16 protein-coding genes are annotated in these 17,720 nt (G+C 68.0%); 7 read left to right on the forward strand and 9 right to left on the reverse strand.

Going from position 1 to position 17,720, the window contains the following annotated elements:
- Positions 1-57: 57 nt before the first annotated feature.
- Genes ugpA through SJY11_RS01750 form a run of 3 tightly spaced genes read left to right on the forward strand, consistent with a single transcriptional unit; the run spans position 58 to position 2,874 of the window.
- The gene (gene ugpA / locus SJY11_RS01740) at positions 58-939 is read left to right on the forward strand and encodes a sn-glycerol-3-phosphate ABC transporter permease UgpA (protein WP_326912326.1); all 882 of its coding nucleotides are present in this window, start codon (positions 58-60) and stop codon (positions 937-939) included.
- Positions 939-1,787 (forward strand): sn-glycerol-3-phosphate ABC transporter permease UgpE, encoded by an 849-nt coding sequence (gene ugpE, locus SJY11_RS01745; RefSeq protein ID WP_326912327.1) that lies wholly within the window; start codon positions 939-941, stop codon positions 1,785-1,787. The genes ugpA and ugpE overlap by 1 nt, the downstream gene beginning before the upstream one ends.
- A 7-nt stretch (positions 1,788-1,794) precedes the next feature.
- Positions 1,795-2,874 (forward strand): sn-glycerol-3-phosphate import ATP-binding protein UgpC, encoded by a 1,080-nt coding sequence (locus SJY11_RS01750; RefSeq protein WP_376984756.1) that lies wholly within the window; start codon positions 1,795-1,797, stop codon positions 2,872-2,874.
- Between the two features lie 113 nt (positions 2,875-2,987).
- Here the strand turns inward: SJY11_RS01750 and SJY11_RS01755 are convergent, their stop codons facing one another.
- From SJY11_RS01755 to SJY11_RS01765, 3 genes are all read right to left on the reverse strand, one after another.
- Positions 2,988-3,629 (reverse strand): redoxin domain-containing protein, encoded by a 642-nt coding sequence (locus tag SJY11_RS01755; RefSeq protein ID WP_376984757.1) that lies wholly within the window; start codon positions 3,627-3,629, stop codon positions 2,988-2,990.
- Between the two features lie 36 nt (positions 3,630-3,665).
- Positions 3,666-5,822, reverse strand: a complete 2,157-nt coding sequence (locus SJY11_RS01760) for a protein-disulfide reductase DsbD family protein (protein WP_376984758.1) — start codon at positions 5,820-5,822, stop codon at positions 3,666-3,668.
- Positions 5,823-5,954: 132 nt separating this feature from the next.
- Positions 5,955-6,848, reverse strand: coding sequence for a hypothetical protein (locus SJY11_RS01765; protein ID WP_376984759.1), 894 nt, complete (start codon positions 6,846-6,848; stop codon positions 5,955-5,957).
- A gap of 332 nt (positions 6,849-7,180) precedes the next feature.
- Here SJY11_RS01765 and dnaK point away from each other — a divergent pair, with 332 nt between their 5' ends.
- Together dnaK and dnaJ are read left to right on the forward strand one after the other, a co-directional pair.
- A complete protein-coding gene (gene dnaK, locus SJY11_RS01770) occupies positions 7,181-9,106 on the forward strand; it encodes a molecular chaperone DnaK (RefSeq protein WP_326912332.1) in 1,926 nt (641 codons plus the stop codon).
- Between the two features lie 154 nt (positions 9,107-9,260).
- A complete protein-coding gene (dnaJ, locus tag SJY11_RS01775) occupies positions 9,261-10,388 on the forward strand; it encodes a molecular chaperone DnaJ (RefSeq protein ID WP_267520553.1) in 1,128 nt (375 codons plus the stop codon).
- 60 nt (positions 10,389-10,448) lie between these two features.
- Here the strand turns inward: dnaJ and SJY11_RS01780 are convergent, their stop codons facing one another.
- Both SJY11_RS01780 and SJY11_RS01785 read right to left on the reverse strand, forming a co-directional pair.
- Positions 10,449-10,640, reverse strand: coding sequence for a CsbD family protein (locus tag SJY11_RS01780; protein ID WP_054210530.1), 192 nt, complete (start codon positions 10,638-10,640; stop codon positions 10,449-10,451).
- A gap of 92 nt (positions 10,641-10,732) precedes the next feature.
- Positions 10,733-11,563: a helix-turn-helix domain-containing protein gene (locus SJY11_RS01785; protein WP_376984760.1), complete on the reverse strand. Its 831-nt coding sequence runs from the start codon at positions 11,561-11,563 to the stop codon at positions 10,733-10,735.
- A gap of 132 nt (positions 11,564-11,695) precedes the next feature.
- On the opposite strand from SJY11_RS01785, the gene SJY11_RS01790 reads away from it, so the two are divergent.
- Positions 11,696-12,127, forward strand: coding sequence for a hypothetical protein (locus SJY11_RS01790; protein WP_376984761.1), 432 nt, complete (start codon positions 11,696-11,698; stop codon positions 12,125-12,127).
- A 74-nt stretch (positions 12,128-12,201) separates the two neighbouring features.
- Entirely contained in the window at positions 12,202-14,403 is a 2,202-nt protein-coding gene (locus SJY11_RS01795) for an esterase-like activity of phytase family protein (protein ID WP_376984762.1), read from the forward strand.
- Between the two features lie 198 nt (positions 14,404-14,601).
- Here the strand turns inward: SJY11_RS01795 and SJY11_RS01800 are convergent, their stop codons facing one another.
- From SJY11_RS01800 to SJY11_RS01815, 4 genes are all read right to left on the reverse strand, one after another.
- Complete coding sequence (locus SJY11_RS01800; RefSeq protein ID WP_376984763.1) at positions 14,602-15,402, reverse strand: MetQ/NlpA family ABC transporter substrate-binding protein; 801 nt, start codon at positions 15,400-15,402, stop codon at positions 14,602-14,604.
- A gap of 186 nt (positions 15,403-15,588) precedes the next feature.
- On the reverse strand, positions 15,589-16,269 hold the full coding sequence (locus SJY11_RS01805) for a methionine ABC transporter permease (RefSeq protein ID WP_376984764.1): 681 nt from the start codon (positions 16,267-16,269) through the stop codon (positions 15,589-15,591).
- A complete protein-coding gene (locus SJY11_RS01810; protein WP_376984765.1) occupies positions 16,259-17,368 on the reverse strand; it encodes a methionine ABC transporter ATP-binding protein in 1,110 nt (369 codons plus the stop codon). The genes SJY11_RS01805 and SJY11_RS01810 overlap by 11 nt, the downstream gene beginning before the upstream one ends.
- Before the next feature lie 7 nt (positions 17,369-17,375).
- The gene (locus tag SJY11_RS01815) at positions 17,376-17,636 is read right to left on the reverse strand and encodes a hypothetical protein (protein ID WP_376984766.1); all 261 of its coding nucleotides are present in this window, start codon (positions 17,634-17,636) and stop codon (positions 17,376-17,378) included.
- Between the last annotated feature and the right edge of the window lie 84 nt (positions 17,637-17,720).

Genomic DNA, 17,720 nt, shown 5'->3' on the forward strand with positions numbered 1-17,720 from the left:
TCCCACCACCATCGCCGCCGCCCCCTCCCCGGGGCGGCGGTTCGTTTCGGACACGCCATGCAGAAGAACGCCTATTTCAGCGGGCTGACGGTGCCGGCTCTGCTGCTTCTGCCGCAGCTGGCGATCACGCTCGTCTTCTTCTACTGGCCCGCGAGCCAGGCGGTCTGGCAGAGCTTCCTGCTGCAGGACGCTTTCGGCATCTCGACCGATTTCGTCTGGTTCGAGAATTACGTCACGCTGTTCTCGAACCCCGGCTACTACAAGGCCTTCGTCAATACGGCGATCTTCTCGACCTTCGTCTGCATCCTGTCGTTGTCGATCGCGCTGCTGTTCGCGGTCATGGCCGATCGGCAACTGCGCGGGGCAGAGGCCTTCAAGACCCTTCTGATCTGGCCCTATGCGGTCGCGCCGGCCATTGCGGGCGTGCTCTGGCTGTTCATGTTCGATCCCTCGCTGGGCATGCTGGCCCGAGGCCTGCAGTCGCTCGGGATCGCATGGAACCCGCGCCTCAACGGCAATGACGCCATGCTGCTCGTGATCCTGGCCGCGACCTGGAAGCAGATCAGCTACAATTTCCTGTTCTTCCTGGCGGGGCTGCAGTCGATCCCCAAGAGCGTGATCGAGGCCGCCGTGATCGACGGGGCGCGGCCGATGCGGCGCTTCTGGACGATCGTCTTCCCGCTGCTGTCGCCGACGACCTTCTTCCTGCTCGTGGTCAACATCGTCTACGTGTTCTTCGACACCTTCGGCATCATCGACACGGTGACCGGCGGCGGGCCTTCGGGCGCGACCGAGACCCTCGTCTACAAGGTCTATTCGGATGGCAAGGGCGGCTCGGACCTGGGCGGCTCGGCGGCGCAGTCGGTCATACTGCTGGTCATGGTGATCGCGATGACCGCCGTGCAGTTCAAGTTCATCGAGCGCAAGGTGAGCTACTGATGGTCGAGGACCGCCGCCTGGGCGATGCGATCGCCTATGTCATCCTGTCGATCGGCGTGCTGATCGTCGCCTTTCCGGTGTGGCTGACCTTCGTCGCCTCGAGCTGGGACAATGCGACGGTCATCAACGGTCAGCTGCCGCTCTACCCGGGGCCCTACCTGTTCGACAACTACTACCGGATCCTGTTCGTCGGCACGTCCGGCTCGACCCGCGAACCCGTCGCCAGCATGATGCTGAACTCCTTCGTGATGGCGATGGCGATCGCGATCGGGAAGATCGTGATTTCGGTGCTGTCGGCCTATGCGGTGGTCTATTACCGCTTCCCCTTCCGGATGGCGGCCTTCTGGATCATCTTCGTCACGCTGATGCTGCCCGTGGAGGTGCGCATCTTCCCGACCTTCAAGGTCGTCTCCGACCTGAACATGCTGGACACCTATCAGGGGCTCGCGGTCCCGCTGATCGCCTCGGCGACCGGCACGCTGCTGTTTCGACAGTTCTTCATGACGATCCCCGACGAACTGCTGGAAGCGTCGCGCATCGACGGTGCCGGGCCGTTCCGCTTCTTCAAGGACACGGTCATCCCGCTCTCGATCACCACGATCGCGGCGCTGTTCGTGATCCAGTTCATCTATGGCTGGAACCAGTATCTCTGGCCGCTGCTGATCACCACGAAGGACTCGATGCAGACCATCGTGATCGGCATCCGCAAGATGATCGTCACCTCCGACGCGCTGACCGAATGGCCGCTGGCGATGGCGACCGCCATGCTGGCGATGCTACCGCCGGTCTTCGTCGTCATCGTCATGCAGAGGCTCTTCGTGAAGGGCCTGGTCGAAACCGAGAAATAAGTCGCCGATGGCCCAGGTTACTCTCACCAACGTCAAGAAGGTCTACGCCGGCGGCGTCGAGGCGGTGAAGGGCGTGTCCTTCGACATTCCCGATGGCGGCTTCTGCGTGCTCGTCGGTCCCTCCGGCTGCGGGAAATCCACGCTGCTGCGCATGGTCGCCGGGCTGGAGACGATCTCCGCGGGCGAGGTCTCGATCGGGGAACGCGTCGTCAACGAGATCGGCCCGGCCGATCGCGACATCGCGATGGTGTTCCAGAACTACGCGCTCTACCCGCATATGAGCGTCTACGACAACATGGCCTATGGCCTGCGCAACCGCGGCACGCCGAAGGACGAGATCGACCGGCGCGTCAAGGAAGCCGCCCGGATCCTGGCCATCGAGGGGCTGCTGGAGCGGCGGCCGAAGCAGCTCTCGGGCGGCCAGCGCCAGCGCGTCGCGATGGGCCGCGCGATCGTGCGCAAGCCCCAGGTCTTCCTGTTCGACGAGCCGCTCTCCAATCTCGACGCCAAGCTGCGCGTGCAGATGCGCGTCGAGATCAAGAAGCTGCAGCGCGCGCTCGGCGTCACCGCGATCTACGTCACGCATGACCAGGTCGAGGCGATGACGCTGTCGGACAAGCTCGTCGTGATGAATGGCGGCGAGGTCGAGCAGATCGGCCTGCCGGCCGACGTGTACAAGAAGCCGGCGAGCAAGTTTGTCGCCACCTTCATCGGTTCGCCGCCGATGAACATTCTGCCCGGCACGATCGACGGACCCGGCATCGTGGCGCTGGGCGATGCGATTCTCGAGGCGCGCGACCTGCGCCTGGACCTGCCGGCCCAGACCGCGGTCGAGGTCGGCCTGCGGCCGGAGGATGTCGAGATCGCCTCCGAGGGCGAGGCCGGCTCGCTGCCCTTCGATGTCGAGTTCATCGAGGAGCTGGGCGCCACCCAGCTCTTCCACGGCCAGCTCGCAGGCCTGCCCTTCGTGATGCAGGCGGCGACCGACGTCATCGCGGCGCAGGCCGGTCGCATCTGGATCACGGTCGACCCCGACCGTGTCCATGTCTTCGACAGCCAGACGGGCGCGCGGCTGGGGCGGGTCTAGCGAAGCGTCATTCTCGGGCGAAGCGAAGCGCAGACCCGAGAATCTCATCCAAGACAGGACACTGGTTGACGAGATGCTCGGGTCAAGCCCGAGTATGACGCCTGAGGCCGCCCTCAGCTCACCGGCGCGTATTTCACCGCGCAGCCATAGGCCTTGGTGCTCGCCTCGGAGACCGGCTTGCCGGCCTTGAGCTCGGCGACCGCCTGGCGGACATAGCTCCTGGCGCCGGTGAGGCTGGCGGCGCTGGCGGAGGGCTTGTCGTCGATGGCGCCCATATAGGCCAGCGTGCCCTTGGGATCGACGATGTAGATGTGCGGTGTCGTGGTGGCGCCATAGGCGCGGGCCATCCTGCTGTTGGGGTCGAGCAGGACGGCGGCCGGCGCGGCGTCGCGGCTCCTGGTCAGCTCGTTGGCCCTGGCGCCGTCGACATGGCCCTGCTCACCGACCGGTGATGAGATCACCGAGAGCCAGACGACGCCCTCCTTCGCCATGTCCTTCTGCAGCGTCTGCATGGTCGCGCTGGTGTAGTGCTTCCGGACATAGGGGCAGTCATGGTTGGTCCATTCGAGGATCACCGTCTTGCCGGCGAATTCGGAGAGCTTGCGGGTCTTGCCGTCGGAATCCACCGCCTCGAAAGCCGGGGCCGGGGCACCGATCCTGGCGGCGGACTGGGCCAGAGCGGGGGCTGCCGCGAGAGAAAACCCGGCGAGGGCGAGGCCGGCGATAAAGGTCTGGCGGGTCAGGTTGGCCTTCACGTCTGTCTCCTTTGGGTCTGCGTGAGGTGAAAGGCGTCAGCGGTTTGCGGTCCTGACCTCTTTGCCCGCCGCGCGGGTCGCGGCTGTCACGACCATGTCGGGTGTCAGGAGCTGCGGCAGGATCTCCGGCTGGGCGCCCTGTCGGCCGGGGTAGAAGAGATAGAGCGGCACGCCCGCCCGACCCTGCTCGGCGAGCGCGAAGGCGATCTGGCTGTCGCGGTTCGTCCAGTCGGCCTTGAGATAGACCACCTTGAGCTCGGCGAAAGCGTCCTTGACCTCCTGCCGCGACAGCGCGACGCGCTCATTGGCGAGGCAGGTGATGCACCAGGCGGCGGTGAAGTTGACGAAGACCGGCCGCCCTTCGGCCTGCAGCGCCGCGACCCGCTCCGGCGACCAGACCTGGGTGTCGCCTGCGCGCGCCTGCGCCAGCTCCGGCACGGCGCTCTGCGTCACGAACCAGCCGGCACCGACGGCGATCAAGAGCGCCACGAGCGAGGAGGCGAGCCGCCCCCTTCCGCTGTTCCGTGCGACCCCGACCAGCCAGACGATGAAGCCCGCGGCCAGCACCGCGACGAGCGCCGCCAGAACGCCGCCCGGCCCGGCCTGGACCGAGGCGACCCAGATCAGCCAGATCGCGGTGGCGAACATCGGGAAGGCGAAGGCCTGTTTCAGGATCAGCATCCAGCGGCCGGGCTTCGGCAGCAGGCGCAGCAGGCCCGGCGCGAAGGACAGGGCCACCACCGGCAGCGCAAAGCCCAGCGCCAGCGACAGGAAGACGGAGAGGCCCAGCGCAGGCGGCTGCGTCACCGCATAGCCGATGGCCGCGCCCATGAAGGGCGCCGTGCAGGGCGTCGCGACGACCACCGCCAGCGCACCGGTCATGAAGGCCCCGAGCCGCCCGCCCCGGCCGGCGAGGCCGTGGCCGACGCCAGCCGCCGAGGTCCCGACCTCGAAGGCGCCGAGCAGGTTGAGGCCGATCAGCGTCATCACCACGGCGAGCGCGATCACCAGCGGCGGCGACTGCAGCTGGAAGCCCCAGCCGACGCTCGTGCCGAACGCCCCCAGCGCGATCACCAGCCCCGCCAGCGCCATGAAGGTGACGAGCACACCCGCGAGGAAGAGCAGCCCCTGCTCGCGGACCTGCGAACGGCTGGCCCGGGCCAGTTGCGCAAAGCCCAGCGCCTTGATGAAGAGCACCGGCAGCACGCAGGGCATCAGGTTGAGGATCAGCCCGCCGGCGAAGGCGAAGAGCAGCGCCGCCCACAGCGTCAGGTCGACGCCCTCGGCCGGAAGCGGAATCCGGGGCACAGCCGGCGCAGCGGCTGGGCCCGCGGCCGCCCCGACGAGAGCGGGATCGACGTCGGCCGCGAAGGTCAGCGCCCGCGAGAGCCCGCCCTCGCGATAGGTCAGGACGCCCGCGATCTCGCCGGCGGCGATCTTGAAGGCGCTGGAGCGGGCGAGCCGCACCCGGGTTGCCCCGTCGGCGGTGCGAACCTCCTGCGCGGCGGCATGGTCGATCAGCGTGTCGGACAGCGGGAAGACCCGCAGTTCGGTCGCCGCGGCCGGCAGGCCGGGCAGCGTCAGAGCGAGAGCTTCGCCCTCGGCGGCGAGCCTGCCGCGGAAGCCGGCCGGCGCCGGAAGGGCCGCACGGGCGGCCTCGATCCGGGACTGGGCCGCCTCGGCGACGATGGCGGCCGGCGCGACCGGCAGGTTGAGCGTCAGCGTCCCTTCCTCGGGAATGCAGATCTTCTCGCAGACGAGCCAGGTGGCGGCAGCTTGCAGTGTCAGGCGCTCGCCGATCTTCGCCTCGGCCGGGACCGCGATCTCCACGGGCAGCAGGACCGTGCCCTCGAAGCCGAAATTGACCAGCGGCTCGACGGGGATCGCCTTGGGGGCGGGCCACTGGATCTCGCTTGCGGTCGCACCCTGCGACAATGTCCAGGCGATGCGGGTCGGCTCGCCGGAATCGCCCGGGTTGGCCCAGTAGGTGTGCCAGCCGGGCGCGATCTTCTGGACGAGCCCGACTTGGAAGCGCTCGCCCGGCGCCACGGCGTCACGGCTGGAGAGAAGCGTCGCCGTCACCCGCGGGCTCGTCACCGCGGCCGATTCCGCCGCCTGCGCCAGGCTCGGCACGAGCAGGGCGAGAGCGAGCGCCGCTTGGCGCCAGAGCTGTCGGTTGAGGGCGTAGGCCATGATCCGCGTCATCATCCTTGCAACTGGTCGCGATGAGTGACCGATCGCAGCCCGCAACGCCAATGACAAGGCAGTGAAGGTGCTCCAACGCCGATCCGAGGCTCCAGGCCGCGAATGCGGGCGGGGGAGACCCTATTGCGGCATCAGCGGCAGCGGGCCGGCTCCGCCTGCCGGTGGCGTGGGGCGTGGCCGGGCAGGCCGTGGCGCGGCCTTGGCCGGCTCGCTGGCCAGCCCGAGCCGCGCCCGGATCGAGGCGGCACGCGCCTCCGTCAGGCGCGCGCCGCAGAAGCCGTACTGGCCCTCGCGCTGATAGGTGCGGCAAACCAGTTCCCGCTCGGCGGAGAAGCCGGCCTGCTCGCGCGCGACGCCGCGCTGCTCGACCGCATCGGCGCGGGCGGTCAGGACGCGATAGCCCTCGCGGACCGCTCGCTCGGCTGCGCCGCGCGCTGCCTCGATCTCCTTGGCGCGTGTGGCCAGGGTGCGGGCGTCGGGCCCCCACAGGCCGCGCGGGTCGATGCGGCAGGCGGCGGCTTCGATCACGCAGGGCTGGGCCGGCTCGACGACGAGGAAGGCACCGTCCAGCACGTCGAAGACCATGGGGCAGATCGAGGCTTCGAGCCGGTAGCGCGGCACGCCGGCAGGCCGGCCGAGCGATGTCACCGGCACCGGGGTTTCGCCGAAAGAGACCGCGCAGGGCTCGACCAGATTGCCGGACTGGAAGCCGTCCGCGGTCAGCTTGAGCCCGTAGCCGGCCGCCGTCTTCTCGAAGACGGCTTCGCCCAGACCGCCATTGTGACGCAGCACGCGTCCCAGGATGGCGTCCTCGCCGGCCACCTTGATCGCGGGCATCGAAGGGGGCCTCGGCGCAGCCGGTCCGCCGCTGGAGGGTGGCGCCGCCTGCTGCGTGCCAGGTGCATTGAAGGGCTGCGCTCCCGGCAGTTGCAGTGGCTGCGCCAGCGCGGCCTGCATCGTGCCGGCGAGGACCAGCAAAGCGAGGCGGAGGGCGGCATGGGGCGGTCGGATCACGAAAAGCCAGCTCGAAAAGGGATTCAGCCCGTTTTGCATGAAATGTCGCGCCCGACGACGCAAGGGCACATCCGCAACACTCGGCGGCAATGAGTGCCGTCAACCCTGTCGCCGGAAAGCACGCCGACCCTGATTCTTAATCGGCTCGCCTGTCTTGCAAGGGCGGGAACCGGCTCCCTATATACGGCGCCAAGGGACGGTTTCACGACCGTCGAACGTGGAATGCCGGTTTCGTTCGCCGCAACAGGTGGGGGCGGGCCGGTCCATGGGCCGGGCAGAGGCGATCAACGCCGAAGGCCGGCGATCTGCTCAGTTCAAAAGGGATCCCCTCCATGGGTAAAGTCATCGGTATCGACCTCGGCACGACCAATTCCTGCGTCGCGGTCATGGAAGGCACGACGCCTAAGGTCATCGAGAACTCTGAAGGCGCCCGCACCACGCCGTCGATCGTCGCGATCACGGATGATGGCGAGCGTCTCGTCGGCCAGCCGGCCAAGCGCCAGGCGGTCACCAATCCGGAACGCACCTTCTTCGCGATCAAGCGCCTCATCGGTCGCACCTTCGAAGATCCGATGACGCAGAAGGACCTGAAGCTCGTTCCCTACAAGATCAAGAAGGCCTCGTCCGGCGACGCCTGGGTCGAGGCCGACGGCACCGATTATTCGCCGTCGCAGATCTCGGCCTTCACGCTGACCAAGATGAAGGAGACGGCGGAAGCCTATCTCGGCTCCCCCGTGACGCAGGCCGTCATCACGGTCCCGGCCTATTTCAACGACGCCCAGCGCCAGGCGACGAAGGATGCCGGCCGCATCGCCGGCCTCGAGGTGCTGCGCATCATCAACGAGCCGACGGCGGCCGCGCTCGCCTACGGCCTCGACAAGAAGCAGGCCGGCACGATCGCGGTGTATGACCTCGGCGGCGGTACCTTCGACGTCTCGATCCTCGAGATCGGCGACGGCGTGTTCGAGGTGAAGTCGACCAATGGCGACACCTTCCTCGGCGGCGAGGACTTCGACATGCGCCTCGTCGAGTATCTCGCGGACGAGTTCAAGCGCGAGCAGGGCATCGACCTGAAGAAGGACAAGCTTGCGCTGCAGCGCCTGAAGGAAGCCGCGGAGAAGGCCAAGATCGAGCTCTCGACCACGGCCCAGACCGAGATCAACCTGCCCTACATCACGGCCGACGCCTCGGGGCCGAAGCATCTCGCCATCAAGCTCTCGCGCGCCAAGTTCGAGAGCCTGGTCGACGATCTCGTCCAGCGCACGATCGAGCCCTGCAAGAAGGCGCTCAAGGATGCCGGGCTCTCGGCCGGGCAGATCGACGAGGTCGTTCTCGTCGGCGGCATGACCCGCATGCCGAAGGTCCAGGAGGTCGTGAAGCAGTTCTTCGGCAAGGAGCCGCACAAGGGCGTCAACCCGGACGAGGTCGTCGCCATCGGCGCCGCGATCCAGGCCGGCGTGCTGCAGGGCGACGTCAAGGACGTGCTGCTGCTGGACGTGACCCCGCTGTCGCTGGGCATCGAGACGCTGGGTGGCGTGTTCACGCGTCTCATTGACCGCAATACCACGATCCCGACCAAGAAGAGCCAGGTCTTCTCCACCGCCGAGGACAATCAGAACGCGGTGACGATCCGCGTCTTCCAGGGCGAGCGCGAGATGGCGGCCGACAACAAGATGCTCGGCCAGTTCGACCTGATGGGCATTCCGCCGTCCCCGCGCGGCATGCCGCAGATCGAGGTGACCTTCGACATCGACGCCAACGGCATCGTTTCGGTGACCGCCAAGGACAAGGCCACCAACAAGGAGCAGCAGATCCGGATTCAGGCGTCCGGTGGGCTCTCCGAGGCCGACATCCAGAAGATGGTCAAGGACGCCGAGGCCAACGCCACGGAGGACAAGAAGCGCCGCGAGCTGGTCGAGGCGAAGAACCAGGGCGAGAGCCTGGTGCATTCGACCGAGAAGTCGCTGAAGGACTATGGCGACAAGGTCTCCGCCGCCGACAAGACGGCGATCGAGACCGCGCTCGACGCGCTCAAGGCGGCGCTGGCCGAGGACAACGCCGAGACCATCACGGCGCGCACCACGGACGTCATGCAGGCCTCGATGAAGCTCGGCGAGGCGATGTATGCCGCCAGCCAGGCCGATGGCGCCGCTGAAGGCGAGCCCGCTGCCGCCGACGCCAAGAAGGAGGACGACGTCATCGACGCCGACTTCAAGGATGTCAGCGACGACAAGGGTGACAAGAAGAAGAGCGCCTGAGCGCTCCTCTTCCTCGACGACGACGTCATGGCCGGGCTTGACCCGGCCATCGCGTTACGGGATTGCGTCGTGACGCAACAATCTCGTTCTTGCGCGCTGCGGCGACGGGCCTGAGACCCGCTGCCGCCCGCAGGAGCGAAGGGGCCGCTGTTTGATGTCCAAGCGCGACTACTACGAAATCCTCGGCGTCTCGAAGACCGCCAGTGAGGCGGAGCTGAAGAGCGCCTTCCGCAAGCTGGCGATGCAGTGCCATCCCGACCGGCATCCGGGGGACACCGCGGCAGAGGCCAAGTTCAAGGAGCTGAACGAGGCCTATCAGGTGCTCTCGGACGGCCAGAAGCGCGGCGCCTATGACCGCTACGGCCATCAGGCCTTCGAACAGGGCGGGGGCGGCGGCAATCCCGACTTCTCCGACTTCATGTCGGACATCTTCGATTCCTTCTTCGGCGACGCCCGCCGCGGCGGGCCGCGCAGCGCCAATGGCCGCGAACGCGGCGCCGATCTGCGCTACAATCTCGAAATCGGGCTGGAGGACGCCTTCGCCGGCAAGAACGCCTCGATCCGCGTGCCGACCTCGATCGCCTGCGAGGTCTGCTCGGGCACCGGCGCCAAGCCCGGCTCGAAATCGCGCCAGTGCCCGACCTGCGGCGGCCACGGCAAGGTCCGCGCCAATCAGGGCTTCTTCTCGGTCGAGCGGACCTGCCCGACCTGCGCCGGTCGCGGCGAGATCATCGACGACCCCTGCAAGAACTGCCAGGGCGCCGGCCGCGTCACGCGCGACCGCACGCTCTCGGTCAACATCCCCGCCGGTGTCGAGGACGGCACGCGCATCCGCCTCGCGGGTGAGGGCGAGGCGGGCTTGCGCGGCGGGCCGGCGGGCGACCTCTACATCTTCCTGTCGATCCAGCCGCACGCGATTTTCCAGCGCGACGGGGCCGACCTGTTCTGCCGCGTGCCGATCGGACTGGTGCAGGCGGCGCTCGGCGGCGAGATCGAAGTGCCGACACTGACCGGCGAACAGGCGCGGGTGAAGATCCCCGAGGGCACGCAGACCGGCAAGCAGTTCCGCCTCAAGGGCAAGGGCATGAGCGTGCTACGCTCGCGCGAGGTCGGCGATCTCTATATCCAGGTCGTGGTCGAAACCCCGCAGAAGCTCACCGCCCGCCAGCGCGAACTGCTGCAGGAGTTCGAGCGCGAGAGTTCGGGTGCCACCCATCCCGAGGCGGCGGGCTTCTTCGGCCGCGTCAAGGACTTCCTGGGCGGCATCGGCGGCACCGCCTGAGGCGCATGGCAAAACGGGCCGCCTTGCGGCAGCCCGTTCTTGGTCAGACTCTGATCGAAATCAGGCCTTGTCGACCACTTTCTTGACGGCATCCTTGCCCTTGCCCAGCGCCTGCTGGGCCTCGCCCTTGCGCTCCTGAGCGAAGCCCTCGGCCTCGAGCTCGGGCTTGTCCATCGCCTTGCCAGCGGCCTGCTTGACGTTGCCGGTGGCCTCGTTGGCCATGCCCTTGACCTTGTCCATGGTGCTGCCCATCGTGGTGCTCCTTCTGTTGAATTCGTTGCCGCCCCAGCGGCTTCGTTTCAACAACCGGCGACCCGGCGGAAAGGTTCCCGGTGAATCGAGGGTCAGTCAGGGGCCCCGCATCGGGTCGCGGCCATCGCGCGCAGCGCCTGGCCCGTCGCCGCATCCGCCGGGAAAAAGGTCTCCAGCGCCAGCTCCGACAGGGTGATGTCGACCGGGGTGCCGAAGACCGTGGTGGTCGAGATGAAGGAGAGCACCGCCTCGCCGACGCGCAGCCGGAGTGGCACCGCGATAGCGGGTTCCATGACAGGCGCCGATACCGCGCTGGCCGCGGACGACACCGGGGTCGCGGGATAGGCGAGGAACTCGGCCAGGAGGTCGGCGAGAACCGGATCGGCCGCGAGCCGCACCTGCTGTCGCAGCCGAGCCAGGAGATGGGCGCGCCATTCGTCGAAGTTAACGGTTGCCGGGGCGAGCCCCCCGGGATGAAGCGCCAGCCGCAGGACGTTGGTGGGCGGGCGCAGCAGGTCGGCATCGCCGACCAGCGCCAGCAGCGGCGCAACGGCCGCATTCGCCGCGAGCAGCGTCCAGTGCCGGTCGACCGCCAGTGCCGGATAGGGCTCGTGCCCCGTCAGAACGAGATCGACCGCCGCCTTGGCGGCCTGCAGCGCCGGATCCTCCAGCGCCCGTTCCAGATAGACCGGAGCATAGCCGGCCGCGAGCAGCAGCGTGTTGCGCTCGCGCAGAGGCACGCCGAGATGCTCGGCCAGCAGCAGCACCATGTCGCGGCTGGGCTGCGAGCGGCCGCTCTCGACGAAGGAGAGGTGCTTCTGCGAGATCTCCGCCTCGAGCGCGAGTTCGAGCTGACTGAGGCGGCGCTGCTGCCGCCAGTCGCGGATGAGGGGGCCGATAGCCGCGGAGCGATGGCTGTTCATGCTCGGCACGCTACCGGGCCCCCGGCGTCGTTCCAATTACCTTCGGCTTAATCGACGGCCCGAGCTGCGCCCGCCACCCTTTCGCCATCCAACCGAGGCGTCCCGGTGGCGCCTCCTACCAGGGAGACATCGATGACCATGATCCAGTCCTCGCCGCTGCTGCGCCGTGCCCTCGCGCTCGACGCCGCCGCCTGCGCCGGCATAGGCGCACTGCTGAGCGTCGCTGCGGGTCCGCTATCCGGATTGTTTGCGCTGCCACCCGACCTTCTCAGAGGGGCCGGCCTCCTGCTGCTGCCCTGCGCGGCGCTGCTGGCATGGCTCGCCGCCCATGCGACCGTGCCGCGCTTGGCGGTTCTCGCGGTCATTGGGCTCAACCTGCTCTGGGTCGCGGACAGCCTCGCTCTGCTCATGCTCGGCTGGTTTGACCCGACGGGGCTCGGCGTCGGCTTCGTCCTGATGCAGGCGGCGGCCGTCCTCGCCATCACGACGCTGGAAATGACGGGGCTGAAGCGCTCGACCAGCGGTAGACCGGTCTTGGCGACGCAGAGTGGTACCGCGTCGTGACGACTGTCACGCAACCGTCATGAGGGGCCAATAACCGAAAGAGCCCACGCCATTCCGGCCCGAGGATTGCCCCCATGCGCCAGCCCCTGGTTCTCGCCGCGCTCGCCACCCTGATGCTCTCGGGCACTGCGCTCGCCGAGCCGATGTTCAACCGCATCGCCACCTTCCAGGTGCCGCTGAACCTTCCCGCGGATCGCGACGCATCGAAGAAGACGGTGGCCGAGATCATCGCCGCCAATGAGGACGGCACGCTGCTCGCCTATACCGATGGCGAGCAGAAGGCGCTCGGCCTGATCGACATCACCACGCCCGCCGCGCCCAAGCCCGCCGGCTTCATCCCGCTCGGTGGTGAATCAACCTCGGTCGTGGTTCTGCGCGACAAGGCCTTCGTCGCCGTCGTGACCTCGGGCGACAATTTCAAGGAGCCGGCCGGTCATCTCGCCACGGTCGACCTGAAGACAAAGCAGGTCGTGGCGACCTGCGATCTCGGCGGCCAGCCGGATTCGATCACGCTCAGCAAGGACAAGGCGAAGATCGTCATCGCGATGGAGAACGAGCGCGATGAAAAGCTCAACAAGGGGGCCCTGCCGCAGCTGCCGGCCGGTAACCTGACGCTGATCGGCCTCAAGGACGGCGCCGTCGATTGCGCCTCGCGTCAGATCGTCGACCTGACCGGCATCGCGGCGGTCGAACCGACCGATCCGGAGCCCGAATTCGTCGACGTCAACGCCGACGGGCTGGCGGTCGTGACGCTGCAGGAGAACAACCACATCGCCATCGTCGACACCAAGACCGGCAAGCTGGTGGCGCATTTCCCGGCGGGCGCGGTCGATCTCAAGGGCATCGACAAGACCCGCGACGGCCAGATCCGGCCCGTCGAGGAACTCAAGGGCGTGGCGCGCGAGCCCGATTCGGTGCGCTGGCTCGACAATGACCGCTTCGTCACCGCCAATGAGGGCGACTGGAAGGGCGGCTCGCGCGGCTTCACGATCTTCCGCAAGGACGGCACCGTCGAGTTCGATTCGGGCGCGACCACCGACCATCTCGCGATCAGCCTCGGTCATTATCCCGAGCGCCGCTCGGCCGCCAAGGGCAGCGAGCCGGAAGGCATGGAGGTCGGGACCTATGGCAACGACCGGCTGATCTTCGTCGGGCTGGAGCGCGCTTCGCTGGTGCTGGTCTACAAGGACGAGGGCCCGGGCCGCGCCCCGCGCTATCTCCAGGCGCTGTCGGGCGGCATCGCGCCGGAGGGGCTGCTCGCCATCCCGCAGCGCAATCTCCTCGTCACGGCCTCGGAGGCCGACCTCGTCGCCAAGGGCGGACCGCGATCCGCCGTGACGATCTACCAGCGCAGCGAAGCTCCGGCGGCCTATCCGACGCTCGTCTCGGGCGAGGTCGACGGCGCCCCGATCGGCTGGGGCGCGCTCTCGGGCCTGTCGGCGCATCCGACGCTGGCCGGCCGGCTCCACGCGGTCACCGACAGCGCCTATACGCCCTCGCGCATCCTCGAGATCGACGCCACGCAGAAGCCGGCCCGCATCACCGCTGCCATCACCGTGACCAAGGACGGCAAGCCGGCCGCCTATGACCTCGAGGGCATCGCCACCCGCACCGGCGGCGGCTTCTGGCTGGCCTCCGAGGGCAACCCCGAGCACAAGGACAAGCCGACCCAGAGCATGCTGCTGCGGGTCTCGGCCAAGGGCGAGGTCGAGGAGGAAATCCGGCTGCCGGAAGAGCTGGCGAAGCAGGCGACCCGCTTCGGCTTCGAGGGCGTGGCCGTGACCGGCTCCGGGGCGGACGAGACGATCTGGCTGGCGGTGCAGCGCGAATGGAAGGACGACCCCAAGGGCAAGGCCAAGATCCTGGCCTACAAGCCCGCGACGAAGACCTGGGGCGTGCTGCACTACCCGCTGACCACTCCGACTGCGGGCGCCTGGATGGGCCTGTCCGAGCTGACCGCACTGGGTGATGACCGCTTCGCGGTGATCGAGCGCGACAATCGCTTCGGCGCGAAGGCCGTCAAGACGCTGGCGACCTTCTCGGTCAAGGGGCTGACGCCGGCGCCGCTCGGCGCGGCTTCGATCCCGACCGTCGAGAAAAAGCTGCTGCGCGACCTGACCCCGGGCCTGATGGCGCTCAATGGCTACGGCCTCGACAAGGTCGAGGGCATGGCGCTCGACAAGGACGGCAATCTCTTCGTCGTCACCGACAATGACGGCGTCGACAATTCCTCCGGCGAGACGCAGTTCTTCGCGCTGGGCAAGATCGCCAACTGACAGCCAGCTCACGCGTCATTCTCGGGCGAAGCGAAGCGCAGACCCGAGAATCTCAGGCCGAACACGGCAAGGGGCCATCTGGTCATGAGATGCTCGGGTCGAGCCCGAGCATGACGATGGCCAACAAAAAGCCCCGGACGCTGTTCGCATCCGGGGCAGGCTCCTGGCGAGATGAAAGCCAGGTGGGGAGGAACGGGATTACCAGCCGGCGAGCACGTTGCCCTTGAAGCGCTCGGCGACGAAGGCCTTGATCTCCGGCGACTGGTAGGTCTCGACCAGCGTCTTCACCCAGGGCTTGTCCTTGTCGGCAGCGCGCACGGCGATGACGTTCACATAGGGCCCCTTCGGATCCTCGCGCAGGATCGCGGAGGTCGGCTCGATCCTGGCGTCGACGGCGTAGTTGGTATTGATCGCGGCGGCGGCGACGTCGGCCAGCGTGCGCGGGGTCTGCGCCGCCTCGACCTCGATGAACTTCAGCTTCTTGGGGTTGGCGACAATGTCGACCGGGCCCGGCTTGAAGCCGACGCCGTCCCTCAGCTTGATCACGCCCTTGTCCTGAAGCAGCAGCAGCGAGCGGCCGCCATTGGTCGGGTCGTTCTGGATCGCGATCGCGGATCCGTCCGGCACATCGGCCCAGGTCTTGTGCTTGGCCGAGTAGATGCCGAGCGGGAAGTTCACGGTCAGGCCGACGCTGACCAGCTTGAAGCCGCGGTCCTTCACCTGGTTGTCGAGATAGGGCTGGTTCTGGAAGGAGTTGGCTTCCAGCTCGCCCGCGTCGAGCGCCTGATTGGGGACGACATAGTCCGAGAACTCGACGATCTTCAGGTCGATGCCCTTCTTGGCCAGCAGCGGCTTCACCTGCTCGAGGATTTCGGCATGGGGGCCGGGCGAGACGCCGATGCGGACGATCTGCGGGGCCTGGGCCAGCGCCGGGACCGAGAGAGCGAGAGCGGCGAGGGCCGTGGCGGCGAGGGCGGCGCGGCGGGTGATGGCTGTCATGGAGGCAGTTCCCTTGCTTGGAGCGAAAATCCCAGCCCTCATCATGAAGAGCCGCGGCACGCGGCGTCCCGATGGATGCTCCAGCCTGCGCAGGAGCCTTCTGGACCATCCTTCGAGACGCAGGCTCCGCCTGCTCCTCAGGATGATGGCTGAGGGGTGATGACCGGGGTGAAAGCCCCGGATTCTTCAGGCGTGGCGCAGGCGCTTGTTGAGCCGGCGGGCGACATGGTCGCCGATGGTCTGGACGGTCTGGACCAGCACGATCAGCACGGCGACGACGGCGGCCATGACCTCGGGCATGAAGCGCTGGTAGCCGTAGCGGATGCCGAGATCGCCCAGGCCCCCGCCGCCGACCGCGCCGACCATGGCCGAGAATCCGATCAGGCTGACGATGGCGAGCGTGAGGCCGAGCGCGATCGCCGGCAGCGCCTCGGGCACCAGCACCTTGCGGACGATCTGCAGCGGCGTTGCGCCCATGGCGCGGGCGGCCTCCACGAGGCCCTGGTCGACCTCGCGGATCGCGCCCTCGATCAGGCGGGCGATGAAGGGCGTCGCCGCCACCGTCAGCGGCACGATCGCGGCCTGGGTGCCGATCGAGGTGCCCGCGATCAGCCGGGTGAAGGGGATGATCGCGACGACGAGGATGATGAAGGGCGTCGAGCGCGTGGCGTTGACGAGCGCGCCGAGCAGCGTGTTGACGAGGGGCGCGGCAAAGAGTTCGCCGCGCTTGCTGGTGGCGAGGAAGACGCCGAGCGGCAGGCCGAGCACCGTCCCGAGGCCGGTGGCGACCGCCACCATCTGCAGCGTGTCGAGCGTCGCCTGCCCGATCAGGGCGAGAATCTGGGGCGAGATGATCTCAGGAAACATGGCCGATGACCTCCGCCTTGAGTTCGAGGCTGTTGAGTGCGCCGAGCACGGCGGCGAGTTCGGGCTCGCGGGTCGGCACCGAGACCAGCAGACTGCCGAAGGGCTTGCCGGCGATGGCGTCGATGCGGCCGGCGAGGATGTTGACGTCGACGCCGATGGTGGAGCTCAACCGGCTGATCACGGGTGCCGTCGCGTTCTCGCCGGTGAAGGTGATGCGCAGCACGGTGTCGTCGCCCGGCTGCGGGTCCTTACGGATGCGACCAGTGAGATAGGCCGGCAATTCGACGCCGGTCACCGCCTCGACGAAACGTGCCGTGGTCGGATGCCGAGGGCGCGTCAGCACCGAGAAGACGTCGCCCTCCTCGACGATGCGGCCATCCTCGATCACCGCGACGCGGTCGCAGATTTCCTTGATGACGGGAATCTCGTGGGTGATCAGCAGGATGGTGATGCCGAGATCGCGATTGACCTGTCTTAGCAGCGCCAGGATCGACTTGGTCGTCTCGGGATCGAGCGCGGATGTCGCCTCGTCGCAGAGCAGCACCCTGGGGTCGGTCGCCAGGGCGCGGGCGATGCCGACGCGCTGCTTCTGGCCGCCGGAGAGCTCGGCCGGGTAGCGCCCGCGCTTGTCGGCGAGGCCGACGAGATCGAGCAGCCGCGCGACCTTTGCCTCGATCTCAGCCTTCGGCGTGCCCGCAATCTCCAGCGGCAGGGCGACATTGTCGAAGACCGTGCGCGAGGACAGCAGGTTGAAGTGCTGGAAGATCATGCCGGTCGCCCGCCGGCGGCTGCGCCAGCCGGCCTCGGTGAGGTCGGTGACGTCCTCGCCCTCGATCAGGAGACGGCCCGAGGTCGCCCGCTCCAGCCCGTTGACGAGCCTGATCAGCGTGGATTTGCCCGCACCCGAGCGGCCGATCACGCCGACGATGGCGCCTGCGGGCACGTCGAGGTCGACGCCCGACAGGGCCGACACGGAGCCCTGCCCGCCGCGGGCGGCATAGGTCTTGCCGATCTGCGCGAAGCGGATGATCGGCGGGGCTTGCTCCGGCACGGGGCCGGGTTCGACGCGGAAAGCGTCGGGTTTGAGGGGAGCGTTCATTTTAGCCTCAGGACGGGATTTGGTTGGGGCGGCGCCGGAGCGAAGCCAGCTGCCTTGCCGCGCGCTCGGCGGCGTCCGGCGTGGCGAAGCGATGACCCTCGATCGCATGGAAGACAGGCGAGGCGGCGATGAAGGTGAAGAAGCGCTCTTCGCCGCGGCGGCTGACGAGACCGGCCTGCGTCTCGCCGATCTCGATGACATAGGCCTGCGGATCGCGCGGCGGCAGGCCCCGGTTGGGCCGGCCCGCGCCGGACAGATTGGCATTCATGGTGAAGCTCCCGCCGCAACCGCGGCGCTAATGGACACTGGTTTGGAAAGCTCGCCTGGCGAGCGTCTCGACGATCAGTGTCGA

Source organism: Allobosea sp. R86505, from assembly GCF_042466375.1.
Lineage (GTDB): Bacteria > Pseudomonadota > Alphaproteobacteria > Rhizobiales > Beijerinckiaceae > Allobosea.

Coding starts and splice junctions, on each gene's coding strand:
- SJY11_RS01800 (WP_376984763.1), bottom strand. CDS start 15,402: ATGACAGCCATCACCCGCCGCGCCGCCCTCGCCGCCACGGCCCTCGCC.
- SJY11_RS01785 (WP_376984760.1), bottom strand. CDS start 11,563: ATGAACAGCCATCGCTCCGCGGCTATCGGCCCCCTCATCCGCGACTGG.
- SJY11_RS01815 (WP_376984766.1), bottom strand. CDS start 17,636: ATGAATGCCAATCTGTCCGGCGCGGGCCGGCCCAACCGGGGCCTGCCG.
- SJY11_RS01750 (WP_376984756.1), top strand. CDS start 1,795: ATGGCCCAGGTTACTCTCACCAACGTCAAGAAGGTCTACGCCGGCGGC.
- SJY11_RS01810 (WP_376984765.1), bottom strand. CDS start 17,368: ATGAACGCTCCCCTCAAACCCGACGCTTTCCGCGTCGAACCCGGCCCC.
- dnaJ (WP_267520553.1), top strand. CDS start 9,261: ATGTCCAAGCGCGACTACTACGAAATCCTCGGCGTCTCGAAGACCGCC.
- SJY11_RS01790 (WP_376984761.1), top strand. CDS start 11,696: ATGACCATGATCCAGTCCTCGCCGCTGCTGCGCCGTGCCCTCGCGCTC.
- SJY11_RS01795 (WP_376984762.1), top strand. CDS start 12,202: ATGCGCCAGCCCCTGGTTCTCGCCGCGCTCGCCACCCTGATGCTCTCG.
- SJY11_RS01760 (WP_376984758.1), bottom strand. CDS start 5,822: ATGGCCTACGCCCTCAACCGACAGCTCTGGCGCCAAGCGGCGCTCGCT.
- SJY11_RS01805 (WP_376984764.1), bottom strand. CDS start 16,269: ATGTTTCCTGAGATCATCTCGCCCCAGATTCTCGCCCTGATCGGGCAG.
- dnaK (WP_326912332.1), top strand. CDS start 7,181: ATGGGTAAAGTCATCGGTATCGACCTCGGCACGACCAATTCCTGCGTC.
- SJY11_RS01780 (WP_054210530.1), bottom strand. CDS start 10,640: ATGGGCAGCACCATGGACAAGGTCAAGGGCATGGCCAACGAGGCCACC.
- ugpE (WP_326912327.1), top strand. CDS start 939: ATGGTCGAGGACCGCCGCCTGGGCGATGCGATCGCCTATGTCATCCTG.
- ugpA (WP_326912326.1), top strand. CDS start 58: ATGCAGAAGAACGCCTATTTCAGCGGGCTGACGGTGCCGGCTCTGCTG.